Here is an 18,112-nt window from a genome sequence, read left to right as displayed (position 1 = left end):
CCGGAGGCAGAATCGCCCGTGTCATTCCCCTTTGGGGGAGAAAGACACAATGGCTTCAAAGCCTCTGGCTTTTCCGGCAATGGGCGAGTTAAGGCGCAGCGAAGCACCGCTGCCCTTGACGATCGCCGCGACGATGGCAAGTCCCACGCCGCTGCCCTTGGCGCCCGTCTGTCCACGTTCGAAGGGGCGGGTCAGGCGACTGAGTATGTCTGGCGTTATTGCATTACAGTCGTTGCGCACCACAAGCTCTCCATTCTGGCGCAACTCAATCTCTACCAGACTATTTGCTGTCGCATGCTTGAGAGCATTCTCAATAAGATTGCGTAAGAGGATGGCAAACACATTGGCATCGATGAGTAACGGCACCGGCTTGTTCGGTAATCGGATTTTCAGCCGATCACTATCCTCCCGGAATTCATCCAGAACCAGCGCGAAGATGGGCAAGATATCCCTTGCTTCTTCCGACAACATCGCACCGCCTTCGGCGCGCGCCAGTTGCATCAGCTTCTCTGTAAGGCGTGAAAGAGACTTAAGGGCCGTTTCAATCTGGCGGGCGCGTTCCTGAAGCGGCGCGTCTTTTGCTTCGGAGATGAGCCTTTGTGTTTGCGCAAGAGCCGCAGCTACGGGGGTTCGAAGTTCATGTGCGCTGTTGGCAGTGAAACTACGCTCGGCTTCCAGCGTCCTGCGCATGCGATCAAGCAGGTTATTGACCGCGTCTGCCACAGGCTCGATTTCCGATGGCAGGTTCTCTGCGCTGATAAGGGAAAGATCTCCGGAGCCACGGGCTTCAATCTCCGCTCTGAAACCTCTTATTGATCGCATTGAAATGCGCACCAGCAACCAGACCCCCAGCATGCTGAGCGGTACCAGAATAAAAAGCGGCATGGCAAGCGCTTCCAGCGTGTCATGCGCCGCCCTCTGACGTCTGGCCATAGGGTCTGCGACAGAAATGATCACATTGCCATCCAGCGTGGAGCCCGTGAAAATGCGATAATCATCCAGCGTTAAAAAGCCCAATTGCTCTACGGACGGGAAAATATCTGCTTCTGCATTTTTGGATTGAAGCAGGATCCTGCCTTGAGCGTCTCTCACAATATAGGTGAGATACTGGCTTTCAGGCGAGGTGAAAACAGGCTTTTCATCATCTTCTCTTTCATGCTTGTCTTCGTTTTTTTCGTTGTCATCTTCGTCATCCCGCTCCCTATGGAGCCGACGTTTGAAGCCTTCGCGATCAAGACCTCTTTCTTGGCGCCACGATCTGCCAATGCGCCCTAAATTTAGGCCATCGATCTCAAGGTTGCCCATTTCATCGCGCGTGTCTCGCCCTTCGACAATATCATGAATGACGGGAGGCAACAGGCGCTCAACGGCCTCGGCAAGCGCCTGATCGAAAGCGCCATCCAGTTCGTGCTTGACGACAAAGCCGCTGACCGTTGTCGCGGCCGCCCACAGAAGGCCAACCCCGAGGGCCAAACCGAGCGAGAGCCGCAGTTGCAGGCTGTTTTTTACGAAGGATTTCAATCTCATGGCTGCTCCAGCCGATACCCCATGCCGCGCACGGTTTCTATAATCCCGGCACCCAGTTTCTTGCGCATCCGAGAAATATGAACCTCAATGGTGTTGCTCTCGATTTCAGAGTCAAACGCATAAAGGCTTTCTTCAAGTTGGCTCTTGGATAGGAGATTGCCGGGATGTTGCAAAAAGGCTTCAAACAAGGCCCATTCCCGCGCGGTGAGTGTGACCTGCTTGCCTTCGCGAGCGATGGAGCGGGCGGCGATATCAATGTCCAGAGAACCAAGTTTGACAATTGGATTGGGGTTGCCGCTATAGCGTCTGGCAACAGCCTTGAGGCGCGCCGTCAACTCCTGAAGATCAAATGGCTTGACCAGATAGTCATCGGCTCCGGCATTGAGGCCGTCTATTCGATCAGAGATCTGGTCCAGTGCTGTGAGAATGATCACCGGTGTAACATCGCCTGATCCGCGCAATTTCTTGAGGAACGGAATGCCGAGGCCGTCAGGAAGCATGAGATCCAGCAGGATCAACTCATAAGGCGCGGCGTGTATATAGTCACTTGCAGCATCAAGACGCTGTACCCAATCCACGCTGTGTCCGTCTGCGGCAATCTGGTCGCGCACCGCGGACCCCAATACCGTGTCATCCTCGACCAACAAGACCCGCATCTTTCTTTGCCTTCTTTTTGATTATTCTACACCGAACGGCTTTCAAAGCCTGCCGCAGTGTTGCTGCGCAACCTTACAGGAAGCTGAAGCAAAAAGAAATTATCAGTCAGGTCGCCTTCAGTCTGGTCCGCGATAGTGCCCCCATCAAATCAACGCAACGGGAGACCAGAGCCATGAAGAAACTAATTGCAGGTGCCTTGCTGATCAGCGGCATCACACTCGCAGCCGGAGCAACCTATGCCGACGGTTACGGCCATGACGGACGCGGTTATTCCGGACAGGAACGCGAATATGACCAAAGCGAAGAAGCCCGCTATCGCGATCATGATCGCGACAGGGATCATCACTTCAGCCTGTTTGGCTGGAAGATGCCCTTTGGTTGGGACGATGATGACGATGAGGATCATCGGGGAGGGCGCGGACAGGCCGCAGCACAAAATCCGACAGGCCCGATCAACAACAACAAACTGATCAACAAGGGATCATCCCCGAAGGTCACTATGAACTGACTATCCCACGCACCTGGAGCCAACCTCTCGGCCCCGAACCGGATAATAAAAATAGCTCGGGGCAAATATATTTTCAAAGGAAACCAGACATGAATAAATACCTCGCTTCTGCTGCTCTCGCCAGCGCGTTCGTGTTGCCCGTCGCAGCGCAAGCCAAACCGGTAACCTTCTCAACCACCATGAGCAACTATGGCGGTCCGGAAGCCTATATGGTGATGTATGTCACCGATGCCTCCGGAGCCTATCAGGGCTCGTTATGGATGTCGGGTGGCCGCTCAAAATATTATCGGGATCTGCGCGATTGGTCTCGCGCAACAGGTGGCAACTCAGCCGAAGTGGATGGCATCACCGGTGCAAGCGTTGGGAGCGGGCGTACGCTGAATGTGACGCTGGACTTGTCCGATGCCCTGTTTGATGCAGGCTATGAGCTACACATAGACACAGCCGTTGAACATATGGGCTCAGCTCCCTCGGAAGTCGTTGTACCGCTTGATAGCGACAATTCAGGCAAGATGACATCTGGCCGTCGCTTCATTCAGTCATTCAGTTTCGACATGTAACCCCTGTCTCAGAAATCAAATTGATTGCCTTGATTGATAACGAGATTTCTTGCCATGCAGCAGCTTATTCATAAAATCACCGGCCTCTTTCTCATGCCTCTTGTTCTGGTTATCGCCATCAGCGGGTCGGCCCTTTCCATTTTTCCTGTACTGGAACAGACCAGACAATCGTCAGATCCCGCAAGGAACCTTTCGGTCGCGGCGCTGGCTGATGCGGTTAAACAGAGCCATCCCGGTACATCACAAATTGTGCGTCACGCCTCCGGGCAGATCGTTGCCTACTATTTCGAGAATGGCAACTCCGGGGCAGACCTTATCAATCCAACAACGGGCGAGAGCCTTGGGGCCTACCAACCATCGCAGACCCGGATTTGGCTCACCGATTTGCATCGGTCCCTGTTTCTGGGTGATGGCGGGCGCATGACCGCTGGTTTGGGGGCCGCGGTCATGCTGCTCATCTGTGTGTCTGGTCTGATTATGCTCAAACGCCGCATGGGGGGCTGGCGCCAGCTCTTTGGTCCAATCCGGGGAACGCTGTCCCAACGTTTTCACCTTGAATTAGCGCGGATGGCCATACTCGGATTGAGCCTTAGTGCCGTTACGGGCCTTTATATGACTGCTGCAACATTCGGGTTTGCGCCAGACGGTTCCGGTTCGGACATGGCTTTCCCTGCGGTCAATGGCAGTCCTCCAGCCCCCATCATCTCCCTTGAGGGGCTGCAGAATGTACCGGTAATACAACTGCGCGAACTGACCTTCCCCTATAACGGGGATGCAAGTGACGCTTTTACGCTGACGACCGCCAACGGGTCTGGATATGTGGATCAGGCAACCGGTGCGCTATTGGCTTATACGCCCAATAGCAGTGCAAATCAGATTTATGAATTCATCTATATGCTGCATACCGGTGACGGACTTGCGCCGCTCGCTCTGCTGCTCGGTTTTGCGTCGCTAGGTGTGCCAGCCATGGGGGCGACCGGGGCTCTCATCTGGTGGAAGAAAAGACAAAGCAAACCAAGGATTTCCAACAACACAAAATCACAGGATGCCGACGCAGTTATTCTCGTTGGCAGCGAAGGCAATAGCACTTGGGGTTTTGCGCGTAGCCTTCATGATGGGTTGTCCAGAGCCGGATTGCGCGTTCACACTGCCAAAATGAACGATATGGCCAAAATTTATCCGAATGCGAACCAGATCTACGTCCTCACGGCTACGTATGGCGATGGGGAAGCTCCTGCATCTGCCAACAACTTTATGACGAGGCTGGATGCCTATGAAGGCAACAAGGATGTTCCCGTTGCCATACTCGGATTTGGTGACAAGCAGTTTTCTCAATTCTGTCAATTTGCCTTCAGGGTTGGCGAACGCTTTACCCGGAATGGCTGGCATCAGTTTATGCCGCTGGCCACAATCAACCGGCAGTCCGTCCAGGAGTTCAACCATTGGAATGACGCCTTGTCGCAAAATCTTGGCATCACGCTGGAACTGGATCCCGTTCAGATCGATGTGAAACGCCACAAATTGCGGCTCGTGTCACGGGCAGATTATGGACAAGACGTGCAGGCGCCAACCTCTGTTTTTCGGTTTGAGATAGCCAACGACACGAAGTCGCGGATCTCGCGTCTGATGGGCGGAAGCCTGCCAGCCTTTGAACCCGGCGATTTGCTCGCCATCACGCCAGAGGGAGATAAGGTTCCACGCTATTATTCGCTCGCATCCGGCCGCAAGAACGGCTTTGTCGAAATCTGCGTGCGCAATGTTCCCGGCGGCCTTTGCTCAGGGCAGCTGCATGGCTTGAAAACTGGCGATACTATTGAGCCAGCCTTTCAGGCCAATCCCGGTTTTCGTCTGGAAGCGTCCAAGGCTCCGGTTATCCTGATTGGGGCTGGGGCAGGCATTGCTCCTCTTGTCGGTTTCATTCGGAATAATCGCCGCAAGAGACCAATGCGTCTTTACTTCGGGGCTCGTCACCCAAGGTCAGATTTCCTTTATCGTCGAGAATTGGGCGAATGGCATAAGGCGGGGTTCCTGCATTCCTTGAAGGTAGCCTTCTCGCGCACACAGCAGCGACTCTATGTTCAGGATCGGTTAAGGCAAGACGCAGCAGAACTTGCTGCGCTCGTGCGCGATGGTGCCCAGATCATGGTGTGCGGTGGTCGAGGCATGGCCAAAGGCATCGAGGAAACCCTAACAGATATTCTGCAAACCACCGGGATTGAATTGACAGATTTAAGAAAGGAAGGGCGGTATGTTGAAGATGTCTTTTGATATGAAACGAAAGGGTCCCCAGCCAGCTGGCTTGCACCGGCATGTTTTCAACGGCCAAACGATGGGTACTCGCTATAGCACCATCATCATGAGCGAGAAGGCGCAACGGGACGAAGAGCTTGAAAATGCGCTGTTCGCCGCCGTGGAGCGGGTGGATAAGCAAATGTCCACCTGGAAACCGGATTCAGATCTCATGCAGCTAAACAGAGCCAAGGTCGGTGTATGGACGACAGTGCCAGCAAACCTTTTCAAGGTGCTGGAAGAAGCCTTGGCGATCAATCGCGCTTCAAGTGGCCTGTTCGATCCGAGCGTTGGTTCCATCGTCGATGCATGGGGATTTGGAGCCACCTCGCGACAACCCGATGTAAAAAGTATCCGTGAGCAACTGGGCCAGACAAGACCGCCGATACATGCGCTTTTGGAGCTGGATCATCAGCGGCAGGCCGTACTCAAAAAGGCACAGGTAAAGCTCGACCTATGCGGTATAGCCAAGGGATATGGCGTTGATGCCATGGCCGAAGTGTTAAATGCGTTCGACATCAAGAACGGGCTTGTGGGTATCGATGGTGAAATGCGCGCTGTTGGCTCCAAGGTAAGCGGCGTGCCATGGTCTGTTGCTTTGGAGAAACCTGACTATAGTAAGAGAGAGGCGTTTGGTATGGTGCATTTGCAGGACGCTGCCATTGCGACCAGCGGCGACTATCGTCACTGGGTAAAAGTTGGAAGCCGCACTTTTAGCCACACGATGGACCCGCGCCGCAATGGCCCACTTCAAAATAATGTAGCTTCAGTCAGCGTGATTGCCGAGCAATGCATGACTGCGGATGCATGGGCAACCGCACTCATGGTGATGGGCGCGGAAGCCGGATTGCATGTCGCCCGTGCCAAGGGGATCAATGCCCTTTTCCTCATCAGAGATGGAGAAAGGCTCAAGCAGATCACTGCGGGGCCTGTATTCGGTGCTACTTCGTCAGATGAGCAAGCTGATCACTGATTTCATCCACGAAGATGTGCGTCACGTCATCCTTGCGAGAGGTGACAAGGCTAACAAGAACGAAGAGAATAGTAGCAACAGGCAAGCCCAGAATGCCGGCATTCAGCCCAAAAAGACTATTATCCGTCATATACATCACGATAACGAACAGACCTCCCAAGAGGATGCTGCTCAAGGCTCCCGCAGCAGTGCCCTTCTTCCAGAAGAAAGCACCAACTATGGCAGGGACCATCACTACAAGCCCCGATGAGGCGGCGACAGACAGGATCGAGATCAGGCTCAGTTTGAGGGAAGCAAAGGCCAGCGCGATTAGAGAGATGATCGGGATTACGAAGCGGCCAATTTTCAGCTGTGCGGCATCCGTGGCTCCGGCTTTGAACCCGCCATAGACATCGCGCGCCAACATGGAGGATAGGGTCAACAGGATGGAATCGATGGTCGAGATGGCCGCTGCGAGAATGCCAATCATAACAACGATGGAAAGAGCGGGTGGCAGGAAATCTGCCCCGAGCAAAGCCGCGCTGGCCAAATCGGCATTTTCCAGATCAGGGAAGGCTTCAAATGCAGCAAATCCCCAGAGGACGGCAACCATCGTGTAAACAAGGCCAAAGCAGAGGAAGAGCAACAACATGCGACGCAGGGCGCCCAATGATTTGGGCATGAACAGGCGCTGGCTGACTTGCGGGTTGGAAATGGAAAAGAAAAACCAGGGAATGGTCAATCCAAGCATTGTCTTGAAGCTGAAAAGACCCGGTCCGGGCACCTGAAGCATTTCCGGTTTGGTTTCTGCGATGCTGGCAAACATGCCAAAAAAGCCGCCCAACTGATCTATAACCACGATAGTCACGAGAACTGAAGCTGAGATCATCAGCAGCGCCTGAAGGCTGTCTGTCCACATAACGGAGCGGATACCGGCAACATAAGACAAGATGATTGCCAGCAATGTCGCAATCACAAGGCCGACAGGAAAGGAAATGGCGCCATCACTCATGCCTGAAAGCAGATAGCCGATACCGGCCAGCTGAACGGCGGAGTAGGGCACCAGAAACAGACAGCTCGCGAGCGCCACCACAATGGCCACCCAACGTGAGCCGTAGCGCGCACCGAGCATTTCCGAGGGTGTTACAAAACCGTATTTCTTGCCTACCAACCAAAAGCGGGGACCGAATATGGCCACGAGTGAAACACCAGCGAAATAGACAATTTCAAAGCCGAGCGCTCCAACGCCTCCCTTATAGGTGAGGCCCGCCAGACCAACCATCATGAAGGCTGAATAGGTCGTCGCCGAATAGCTCAGCGCCGATATCACGCCACCGAAGTTACGGCCGCCAACAAAATAGTCCGTCATGTCCGGGGCGTTGCTCCGGCGCGACAGATAGGCAACGATGCAAGCGATAACGATGTAAATAACGATCCCGGTCCAGATGAATGAAGTGCTCACTGTTCCCCTCCCTTAAAGCCAGCTGTCGCCGCAAGGTTTAGGAAAATGATGACCACAGCGGCACAGATCCAGAACAGGAAGCTTCCATACCACGCTGCGATATGACCAATGGCAAGATAGGGAACCGCATAGAGCGCGATTATGACGAGGCCAATCAAGGCGAGCGAGGTTCTTCGGGACACGAATGGAACTCCAATATTCAAACGTAAATTTACAGCGCATTGCTTTCGTAAATGCCTTGCCGCGCCAGACAGAGTGAAGTGATAAATTCATCTGAACTAGACAAAACCTATTTCCATTGATTTGAAATACAAAGGTGAATTGCGATCAATATAATCCGCTTTGGAAAGGCCGCTTATTTTCTCCCACTTTGCCGATTGATGTCAATCTCCGAAACAAAAAGCGGAAAGTTCAATTGAGGTTGAAGCTCTTCTCTTTAGAAAATTCCGTGGCCAGCTACTATTTGAACCAAGGGGGGGCGAAATTGTAGTTCCTTAGATCCTGCTTTTGATAGAAAGATCCATTGTAACTGCCTGTGGTGAGAATGAATCGGGGGCTAATAAATCGAAAATCGCATAGCGATAAATTTCAAAGCTGTAATTATGTCTAGGTATAATACGTCGGTCAAAACAGAAGTTTTATGATGTAGCCTAATAACTCAATAAAATATAATGGCTTAGCTTGCGTGTCATAAATTCGCAACAAATATGCATTTACGGCATCAAATATGGAAAATACATATATTTAACAATGGTATCTATTCTGGTGATTTTCAAATATTCCAGATAATAAAATCAATATATAAAAGTTTGGAATAAATATATTGTAGAATTATTCGGTTTTTCATTTGTCAATATTTGAAAAATATAAAATTTGAAATAAACTCTCGATGTTATACGGGGCGGCAAAATTACGGTCGACCTTTTGGGTGTTCCCATATTTGAGCACCAGAAACCATTGAAAAGAAAAATTAGATTCTGAAAACCATTTTACTCACAACGCGTTGATGCGTTGGTTCTGGAGAAAATTATGGCCAACCCGGTTATTTCCATCACAGGGGGCGCAGGCCTCGAAAATGATTATGTCGCTTTTACCGTTTCTCTTTCAAAGGTATCGGATGCAGAGGTCTCGGTCTATTATCAGACCATTCAGAATGGTAGCGCCATCGAAGGGTATTATAACGACTACGATCTGGAATATGGTACGCTGATTTTCGCCGCAGGTGAAAAGACCAAAACCATATATGTCAATCCTTATAGCGATAATCTGGACGAGGCTGATGAGAATTTCTCGTTGGTTTTATCCGATCCAATCAATGCGACCTTGTCTGGTGGAGAGAACACACTTTCTGCTACGGGTGTTATCCTCGATGATGATGGATCGGGCTCTAACTTGGCCCTCTTTGTGTCTGACCCACAAATCGTGGAGGGCGACAGCGGCACCAAATATGCTGTCTTTGATGTTGAACTGTCTCGTTCCTACGCCCACAACATAACCCTCGATTATAACACCAAGGACGGGACGGCAATTGCGGGGGATGATTACACTGCGCAGAGCGGTGCCATAACCTTTTATGCAGGCCAAACGATCAAGAGTGTTTCTGTGCCGATTACAGCGGATACGATGGTTGAGGCACCCGAGAATTTCTCACTGGTGGTAACACCAACCGGAGCTATCACCAATTCGGTCTCGGATTCTACTGGAGTAGCCACAATTCTGGATGACGATCCGGACACTGCGAACCTGCCGGTGATTTCCATCTCAAATGGTGAAGGGGCAGAAAACGAATATATTGTTTTCACGGTGACGCTGTCCGAGGCATCCGATGCAGAGGTGACCGTATATTACGAGACTCTTCAGAATGGCTCTGCTATCGAGGGATATTACAACGACTACGATCTGGAATATGGGACACTCACTTTCGCCGCCGGTGAGACCGTAAAGACAATTTTTATGGATCCCTATAGTGATAATTTTGATGAATCTGACGAAAATTTCTCTTTGAGATTATCCGATCCGATCAATGCTACGCTGGCAGGCGGCGAGGAGACCCTATCTGCCACCGGGGTGATCCTGGATGATGATGGAACAGGATCTGATCTGGCTCTGTTTGTTTCTGATCCCTTTATCATTGAAGGCGACAGCGGAACGAAGCAAGCTGTTTTTGAAATACAACTTTCTCAGCCATATGATCAGGCCATTACCCTCGACTATGTAACCAAAAATGGTACGGCGGTCGCCGGCGCAGATTATGTGGCCAAAAGTGGAACCGTCACCTTCGATGCAGGTCAGACGATTGCCAGTGTCGCAGTCGATATCAAAGGGGATACAAAAATTGAGGACTCAGAGAGTTTCTCACTGGTTGTGACGCCAACTGGTGCAATTACAAACTCGGTTGATGACTCTGCAGGCATTGCCACTATACAGGATGATGACCCCGATAAAGCCAATCTACCGGTGATCTCCATTTCAAATGGAGAAGGAGCTGAAAACGAATATGTCATTTTCACAGTAACGCTCTCTGAAGCATCGGATGCAGAAGTCACAGTCTCCTATCAAACACTCAAGAACGGCACCGCGAGCGAGGGTTACTATAACGACTACGATCTGGACTATGGCACAATCACCTTCGCAGCAGGAGAGACGGTCAAAACGCTCTATTTTGATGCCTATAGTGACAATATTGATGAACCTGACGAGAATTTTTCGGTGCTCCTTTCCGACCCAACCAACGCCACGTTGGCTGGCGGCGAGGAAACCCTTTCTGGAACAGGTGTCATATTGGATGATGATGGAACGGGCTCAGACTTGGCTCTGTTTGTTTCTGATCCAACGATTAGGGAAGGGGATAGCGGAACAAAGCAAGCTGTCTTCGAAATCCAGCTTTCTCAGCCATATGACAAGGATCTCACCCTTGACTATACAACACGCAACGGCACTGCCGTTGCCGGATCTGATTATGTGGCCAAAACCGGTTCCATAACATTCGATGCAGGGCAAACCGTTGCAAGTGTAGTGGTGAGCATTAAAGGCGACACTAACGTTGAAGATTCCGAGAGTTTCTCGCTGGTTGTGAGCCCGACCGGCGCCATAACCAATTCGGTTGATGACGCTGCCGGTATTGCCACAATCAAGGACGATGACCCTGCTACAGCCAATTTACCGGTTATATCCGTTTCCAATGGCGTCGGGGCCGAAGACGAATATGTTGTCTTCATTGTGGAGCTTTCCGAGGCTTCCGATGCGGAAGTGAAAGTTGACTTTAAGACCCAGCAAGATGGTAGCGCAATCGAAGGCTATTACAACGATGTCGAGGGTCTTTCCGGTACACTGACATTTGCAGCTGGAGAGACCGTAAAGACGATATTTGCGAATCCTTACAGTGATAATCTGGATGAGGCAGACGAAAATTTCTCGTTGGTTTTGACTGATCCCACCAACGCAACATTGGCAGGCGGTGAAGGCAGTCTCTCGGCCACGGGTGTCATTCTTGATGACGATGGAACAGGGTCAAATCTTGCCTTGTTTGTGTCCGATCCGGTTATCACAGAGCCCAGAAGTGGTGTGGCACAGGCTGTGTTTGAGATACAGCTTTCTCGGCCTTACGATAAAGACCTCACTCTTAACTATTCCACCCAGAATGGATCTGCCAGCGCAGGCCCGGACTATATCGCCAAGAGTGGAACCGTAACCTTCAAAGCCGGCCAGACTGTCGCCAGCGTAGCTGTCAATGTTAAGAGCGACACGATCATCGAAAACACCGAGACCATTTCGCTCATAGTCACGCCAACTCTGGTCATCGCCAATGGAACCGAAGACAATATCGGCATTGCAACCATTCTTGATAGCGGCATCGACTATGAAGTGCGCAAGGGCGGCAATGGCAATGATTATCTGAGTGCCGGCTCTGGTGATGATTTCCTGTTTGGATATAAGGGAAGAGACACTCTGAATGGTGGTTCAGGTGGCGATACGATGTATGGGGGGCCTGGAAATGACACTTACATCGTTGATTCCTGGTCAGATCGCATTATTGAGCAAGCCCCCAACGGTACTGATCTGATAAAAAGCTCCATAAGTTTCAATCTGAACATTAAGGGTAACAATGTTGAAAATCTTACTTTGAGTGGAAGTAAGGCGATCAATGGAACCGGCAACGGTTTGGCCAATACAATTTGGGGCAACTCGACACAGAATGTTATAAACGGATTAGCCGGTTATGACAGGCTCTTTGGCGGAGCCGGAAACGACACAGTGAAGGGTGGAAACGGAAATGACCTTGTCAATGGTGGCAATGGTCAAGACCGTTTGTTCGGCGGAGCCGGTAGAGACAACCTTGTGGGTGGGCTGGGAGCCGACTATCTCGATGGTGGTAGCGGTGCTGATCGGATGGCTGGCAATCAAGGCAACGACACGTATATCGTTGACAATGTCAACGACAAGGTAAGTGAAGTCGCCGGGCAGGGGGTAGACCTTGTCAAAAGCTCCGTGACCTTTTCCTTGAAGGATAATAGTCAGTTCATCGAAAAAATGTCCTTGATCGGAAATCAGAATATTAATGGAATCGGCAACGGGCTAGCCAACGTTATTTGGGGCAATGGTGCCAAGAATGTTCTCTTTGGTGTCAATGGAAATGACAAGCTTTACGGCGTCTCCGGTGACGACACATTGCATGGAGGAAATGGCAACGACCTGCTGAACGGGGGCAATGGCAGTGATCATCTGTTCGGGAATGCCGGAGCAGACAAACTGTATGGTGGGATTGGCAATGATACACTCAATGGTGGCCTTGGCGCTGACAAGATGTGGGGCAACAAGGGCAACGATACCTATATCGTCAATCATACAGGCGATGAAGTTAATGAGGCCCCAGGCCAAGGGGTCGACCAAGTTCGAAGCTATATCGACTTCTCGCTAAAGGCGCACAGCCAATATATCGAGACACTGACCTTGATGGGCAACAAGGCCATCAATGGCATTGGCAACGGATTGGCCAACACGATCGAAGGCAACAACGCCAGAAACATCCTCAACGGTGTAAATGGTAATGACAAGCTCTTTGGCAATGGTGGCAACGACACGCTCAAGGGAGGGTTTGGCAACGACCTCTTGTATGGAGGCAATGGCGCCGATGTACTTGAGGGCAATCAGGGCAACGATACCCTGTATGGCGGCGCCGGTGCTGATAGATTTATTGGGTCAACAGGCTTTGATCGCATGTATGCTGGTCAAGACAATGCTCAAGACACTTTTATCTTTAACAATGCCAACGATAGTAAGGTTGGGGCTGCTCATGACAGGATTTTTCTATTTGACAGTGGAGAGGATGTTATCGACCTGTCTGGTATAGACGCTAACACGCAAAGCGGCGGCAACCAGACTTTTCAGTTCAGTGGCCTCCATGCTGACTTCAACTCTGTCTGGTATGATGATACCGGCTCGGACGTTACCATTTATGGCGATGTCAACGGAGACGCCGTTGCCGATTTCCAGATCCAACTGGTGAACCTGAATAATATCAGCGCATCGGATTTCGTCCTCTGAGTATCCATTTCATTACAAACAAATAAAACAGGCAAGGTCGCGTACGAGCGCCTTGCCTGTTTATTGTTTTCATCGACTAGGTTCTGTTGACAAACTGTTTGACCCAAAGCCTTGCTGACACGATATGAATGAAGCCCAAATAGCTTCTGGCCGTTTTATCATATCGAGTTGCCAATCGTCTGGCATTCTTGAGCTTATTGAAACATCGCTCGATCTGGTTGCGCAAAGTATAGACGAACGGATCGAGGAAAGGCTGTTCTTTGCGATTAGATCGTCCTGGAATGACCGCAATGCCCCCCTTATCCTCGACGTCCTTCCTGATGGCATTGGCGTCATAGCCCTTGTCAGCAATGAAGACCTTCGGATCTTCCAAATCCTCATCTTGTAACAGAGCATAACCGGTATAATCGGAGCACTGCCCCGGTGATATCTCAGCCTTGATGGGTAAGCCATGAGCATTGGTGATCAGGTGAATTTTCGTCGTGAAACCACCTTTTGAACGGCCAAAACCTTCTTTTGGAGTCCCCCTTTTGCGCCCGCTGCCTGATGGTGGGCGCGGATGACGGTGCTGTCGATCATTTGAACCTGATTTGGTGCGGCGCCACTCTCGTTCAGCGCCTCAAGAACCATCTCCCAGAGACCCGCCAACGTCCAGCGTCGGAATTGGCGATAGACCGACGACCATTTGCCAAACTCCTCCGGCAAGTCACGCCACTGTGCTCCAGTACGAGCAATCCAGAAGATACCATCCAGAACCAAGCGGTGATCTCCCGCAGGGCGACCGCCACGACCACGGATCGAGTGGATAAAAGGTTCGAAAAATGCCCATTCGGCACCGCTCATCGTCAATCGCGCCAAGATAGCCTCCTTGAAAGCTATCTTGAATCATATCTCAGCTGATTTGGGAATCCAGTTTGTCAACAGAACCTAGCTGCCTGAAATTTTACAAAATCAGGTCTGTTTGCCGCAGAGAATTGACATCGACGATCTGGATTTCAAAGTCGGCAATAGCATCGCCGTCATGGTCGCCATAGATGAATGCATCTGTCGCCGAATATCTGATCCAGACAGAATTGGCTGATGCCATCGTGCCGGTATAAGAAAAATCCTGATCACCAGCGTTGGATGTGTCTGCATCAATCTGGCTGAGATCGATAACATCCTGCGTGGTTTCAAACTGGAATATCTTGTCGCGCGCTGTGCCCGGCTGGCTGTCCTGAACAGTTCTGAAGACAAATGTGTCCTTTAACTGGTCTTGCCCTGCATATAACAGGTCTGTTCCGAGGCCTCCAACGAGCGTATCCATGCCCAGACGGCCATGCAAAAAATCATTGCCCTGATTGCCAAACAGATGATCGGCATGGTTGCCGCCATAAATCACGTCATCGCCGACGCCGCCAAAGAGCCAATCATTGCCGTTACCTCCACGCAAGGTATCAGACCCTAGATTTCCATAAAGGCGGTCGTGGCCATTGTCTCCGTTGAGCGTATCATTGTGCTGATTGCCATATATGATGTCGTCCCCAAAGCCGCCATTGAGGATGTCATTTCCATTAAAGCCGAACAGAACATCATTGCCCTGATTTCCAAACAGGGCGTCGTTATGATTGCCACCATAGAGCTTGTCGTTGCCAAGGCCGCCGAACAGCCGGTCTTCTCCGTTGCCACCTCTCAGCGTATCATTGCCCATATGGCCATAGAGATGATCAAACCCGTTGTTGCCAATGAGCGTATTGTCTGTGGCATTTCCCCGGATGACGTTACTGAGGGCGTTTCCTGTCCCGTCTGTTGCTGTTTTTCCGACGAGGGTTAGATTCTCGATATAGGCGCCGTCATTTTTCAAGGAGAAATTGACGAAGCTCCGTACGAGGTCAGCACCTTCTCCGGCAAATTCGCGTGTACTATCAGATGAGTGATCAACGACATAGATGTCGTCTCCAGCGCCGCCATACATGATGTCTACATTTTGCCCACCATTGAGAAGGTCATTGCCAAATCCGCCAAAAAGCGTGTCGTTACCTATATTGCCAAAGAGCCTGTCGTTGCCACTGCCACCGTTAAGATTGTCCTGCCCCAGCAGACCAAAGAGTGTGTCATCTCCAGCCTCTCCTTTGAGGCTATTGTCCCCCTTGTTACCCTCAAGCTGGTCATCAAGCGCAGTGCCAGTAGCGGAAAGATTGCCTGCACCCAGAAGCTTGAGCTTGTGGGCGCCGGTTCCGAGTATCACATCAGCCGAACTCCAGATGGTATCCCCATCAACGACATCAAGCTTGACGTTGCCGTTCGACACATTGACCGTAACCGTCATTGGCGCATTTAAACCACCTCCGGAAAAGGTGATCGCATTGGTCCCATTGTATATTGGCTGGCTGTAACCGCCTGACTGACTGGACCACACCGTACCCGCCGAAGTCGAGACGGCTAAATAATTGCGTCCTTCTCCCACGGAGTAGAAATTATTGTTGTCGGCATCATCAAAGGCAACTCCGGTTAGAAAATAGGAAGAGCCGGATGTCGCAAAATTCTGCGTCGTCATTGAGGCATTGTAGTCAACTCCGTTGTCAGCGTAGGTGAATACGCCATAGAGCTGACCAATGCCCACCTCCCTGAAATAGTCATAGAGAGTATTCTCGCGATGGCCTGCACTGAGGAAAAGACCTTGGTGCTGTAGATAGACAAATTCTTCAGCATCATAAGTGCCTGTTGAGCCGCGCCAACTGAGATTTTCTCCCCATGCCCATGAGCCGGTGAATGAGTATCCAGCATCGGCCATGCGATCTCCCGCATCACTACCATAGGCACCGGTATGCGAGAAAATGTCGGTATCTAGCATCCATTGGCTGTGAGAAAGAGCAGAATCAATAAGAATTTCATTCATTGCCAAAGGCTGCTTGATGCTGGCGCTGATAGTTCCGGCGGGAAGATCGGCGTTCAAATCAATGCCATAGCGCGCAGCTTCCCCCAAAGGATCAAGTCTAGCCCTGTTGATCAGTTCCAACATGAGTTGTTCATAATCTGATGGCGCTGCCATGACTGATACTCTCCCGACTGTAGGTTCATTGATACGATGGTTTTCTGCGCCTTCGTATTCTAAACGCTAGGGTTGCATTTTGGATCTTAAGAAACGGTGTTAACTGATAAATGTGATGGCAGTGAGAACAGAATCAGGTGATTTTTAGAAAAAGAAATTGAAAATTGTAGATTATTGCTCGGTTTGATTGAATGCTTAGAATATACATTCAGGGAGCTGAGGTGCAATTACACAGAGATTTTCCGGGTGCGTCTTGCTTTTGTCATAACAAAGAAAAAAGTGACTTGCAGGAACAAGCCACTTTAAGTTGGTCTAAGTGCTTCTCAAGCTTATGTTGAGGACGGAGAAGTCGTAAAATAGGTTGCTTGTCCAGCGACTATCAGGCTGCAGCCTGCTGCGGCACATCAATTTCCAGGCGATCTCCTGATTCTGGATCAAAGAAGTGGATTTTTTCAGGCTCAGCTCTGAGATAGAGCGTATCGCCGGGGCTGAGACGAAGACTAGGATCAAGGCGCGCCGTCAATTCCTGCTTCCCAACAAGACAAATGGCATGCGTGTCCGAGCCCAGCGGTTCCAAAACGTCAACGCGCGCAGCAATCAAGGCATTCTCCTTATCGCAAGGAATGAGATGCTCCGGACGAATACCCACTTCAATCAATTGACCATCGGCCTTTTCGCAAGCCGAAACACTCAAGGCAAAGCCTTCATTGGTGAAATTGACCTTGTCGCTGTCGCGTGAAACGGTCGCGCTAATAATGTTCATCTTGGGAGAGCCGATGAATTCACCAACAAACCGACTGATCGGGCGTTCATAAACGCTGACTGGATTGCCTTGTTGCATGATGATTCCATCCTTGAGAATAACGATGTGGTCAGCCAGTGTCATGGCTTCAACCTGATCGTGAGTCACATAGATGGTGGTCGTTTCCAGAAGATTGTGCAGACGCTTGATTTGGGTGCGCATATCAACACGCAGCTTGGCATCAAGGTTGGAGAGAGGCTCGTCAAACAGATAGACTTTCGGGCGGCGGACAATGGCGCGTCCCATGGCAACTCGCTGGCGCTGTCCACCTGATAGCTGGCCCGGTTTGCGTTCCAGAAGGGGAGAAATTTGCAAAATATCTGCCGCCTCTTTTACGCGTTTGCTGATTTCACCGGCCTCCATGCCGCGCATTTTGAGTCCGAAGCCGATGTTTTCCGCAACAGACATATGAGGATAAAGCGCATAATCCTGAAAAACCATGGCGATATCACGGTCACGAGGCTCCAGTTCGTTGACCACTTCATCGTCGATTTTAAGGGTGCCTCCCGAGATTTCCTCCAACCCGGCAACCATCCGCAACAAGGTCGATTTGCCGCAGCCGGAAGGCCCGACAAAGGTCACAAATGCACCATCCGCAATATCCAGATCAATACCCTTGATCGCGCGAAACGTCCCATAGTTCTTGATGAGACGTTCAAGCTTAATACTCGCCATCAGTTCCTCCCAGATGACCTGCCGGGATCGGTAAACCCCGACTATTCCACGTGTAAATTGGCTCCATAGTCGGCATCAGTGCCGATGAGGGGGACAATCGATAGA

Annotated in this window: 11 protein-coding genes and 1 pseudogene; 5 read left to right on the top strand and 7 right to left on the bottom strand. The window is 50.8% G+C overall.

Features of this window, described 5'->3' with window-relative positions; translation table 11 throughout:
- Positions 1 to 21 precede the first annotated feature (21 nt).
- Together ACKPCT_RS07060 and ACKPCT_RS07055 are read right to left on the bottom strand one after the other, a co-directional pair.
- Positions 22 to 1,527 (bottom strand): sensor histidine kinase, encoded by a 1,506-nt coding sequence (locus ACKPCT_RS07060; protein ID WP_319568789.1) that lies wholly within the window; start codon positions 1,525 to 1,527, stop codon positions 22 to 24.
- A complete protein-coding gene (locus ACKPCT_RS07055) occupies positions 1,524 to 2,183 on the bottom strand; it encodes a response regulator transcription factor (RefSeq protein WP_319568788.1) in 660 nt (219 codons plus the stop codon). The genes ACKPCT_RS07060 and ACKPCT_RS07055 overlap by 4 nt, the downstream gene beginning before the upstream one ends.
- A 173-nt stretch (positions 2,184 to 2,356) precedes the next feature.
- Between ACKPCT_RS07055 and ACKPCT_RS07050 the strand changes: the two genes are divergently transcribed.
- The 4 genes from ACKPCT_RS07050 (at position 2,357) to ACKPCT_RS07035 (ending at position 6,514) form a co-directional block, all read left to right on the top strand.
- Entirely contained in the window at positions 2,357 to 2,692 is a 336-nt protein-coding gene (locus tag ACKPCT_RS07050; protein ID WP_319568787.1) for a hypothetical protein, read from the top strand.
- Positions 2,693 to 2,781: 89 nt separating this feature from the next.
- Positions 2,782 to 3,252, top strand: coding sequence for a DUF2271 domain-containing protein (locus ACKPCT_RS07045; RefSeq protein WP_090074709.1), 471 nt, complete (start codon positions 2,782 to 2,784; stop codon positions 3,250 to 3,252).
- Between the two features lie 54 nt (positions 3,253 to 3,306).
- Positions 3,307 to 5,520 (top strand): PepSY domain-containing protein, encoded by a 2,214-nt coding sequence (locus tag ACKPCT_RS07040; RefSeq protein WP_319568786.1) that lies wholly within the window; start codon positions 3,307 to 3,309, stop codon positions 5,518 to 5,520.
- 1 nt (position 5,521) lies between these two features.
- The gene (locus ACKPCT_RS07035; protein ID WP_319568785.1) at positions 5,522 to 6,514 is read left to right on the top strand and encodes an FAD:protein FMN transferase; all 993 of its coding nucleotides are present in this window, start codon (positions 5,522 to 5,524) and stop codon (positions 6,512 to 6,514) included.
- Here the strand turns inward: ACKPCT_RS07035 and ACKPCT_RS07030 are convergent.
- Complete coding sequence (locus ACKPCT_RS07030; RefSeq protein ID WP_319568784.1) at positions 6,483 to 7,955, bottom strand: sodium:solute symporter family protein; 1,473 nt, start codon at positions 7,953 to 7,955, stop codon at positions 6,483 to 6,485. The genes ACKPCT_RS07035 and ACKPCT_RS07030 overlap by 32 nt on opposite strands.
- On the bottom strand, positions 7,952 to 8,137 hold the full coding sequence (locus ACKPCT_RS07025) for a hypothetical protein (protein WP_319568783.1): 186 nt from the start codon (positions 8,135 to 8,137) through the stop codon (positions 7,952 to 7,954). Before ACKPCT_RS07025 ends, ACKPCT_RS07030 begins: the two co-directional genes overlap by 4 nt.
- A gap of 847 nt (positions 8,138 to 8,984) precedes the next feature.
- On the opposite strand from ACKPCT_RS07025, the gene ACKPCT_RS07020 reads away from it, so the two are divergent.
- Positions 8,985 to 13,499 carry a Calx-beta domain-containing protein gene (locus tag ACKPCT_RS07020; protein WP_319568782.1) on the top strand — a complete coding sequence of 1,505 codons (4,515 nt, stop codon included), beginning with the start codon at positions 8,985 to 8,987 and terminating at the stop codon, positions 13,497 to 13,499.
- 76 nt (positions 13,500 to 13,575) lie between these two features.
- On the opposite strand, the pseudogene ACKPCT_RS07015 reads toward ACKPCT_RS07020, so the two are convergent.
- From ACKPCT_RS07015 to ACKPCT_RS07005, 3 genes and pseudogenes are all read right to left on the bottom strand, one after another.
- Positions 13,576 to 14,342: pseudogene (locus ACKPCT_RS07015) on the bottom strand (IS5 family transposase).
- A gap of 100 nt (positions 14,343 to 14,442) precedes the next feature.
- The gene (locus ACKPCT_RS07010) at positions 14,443 to 16,530 is read right to left on the bottom strand and encodes a CAP domain-containing protein (protein ID WP_319568781.1); all 2,088 of its coding nucleotides are present in this window, start codon (positions 16,528 to 16,530) and stop codon (positions 14,443 to 14,445) included.
- 379 nt (positions 16,531 to 16,909) lie between these two features.
- Positions 16,910 to 18,007 carry an ABC transporter ATP-binding protein gene (locus ACKPCT_RS07005; RefSeq protein WP_090074714.1) on the bottom strand — a complete coding sequence of 366 codons (1,098 nt, stop codon included), beginning with the start codon at positions 18,005 to 18,007 and terminating at the stop codon, positions 16,910 to 16,912.
- Positions 18,008 to 18,112 lie beyond the last annotated feature (105 nt).

Origin of the sequence: Cohaesibacter marisflavi (assembly GCF_963665895.2) — a bacterium.
GTDB classification, from domain to species: domain Bacteria; phylum Pseudomonadota; class Alphaproteobacteria; order Rhizobiales; family Cohaesibacteraceae; genus Cohaesibacter; species Cohaesibacter marisflavi.
This window is presented reverse-complemented; position numbering and strand designations above follow the sequence as displayed.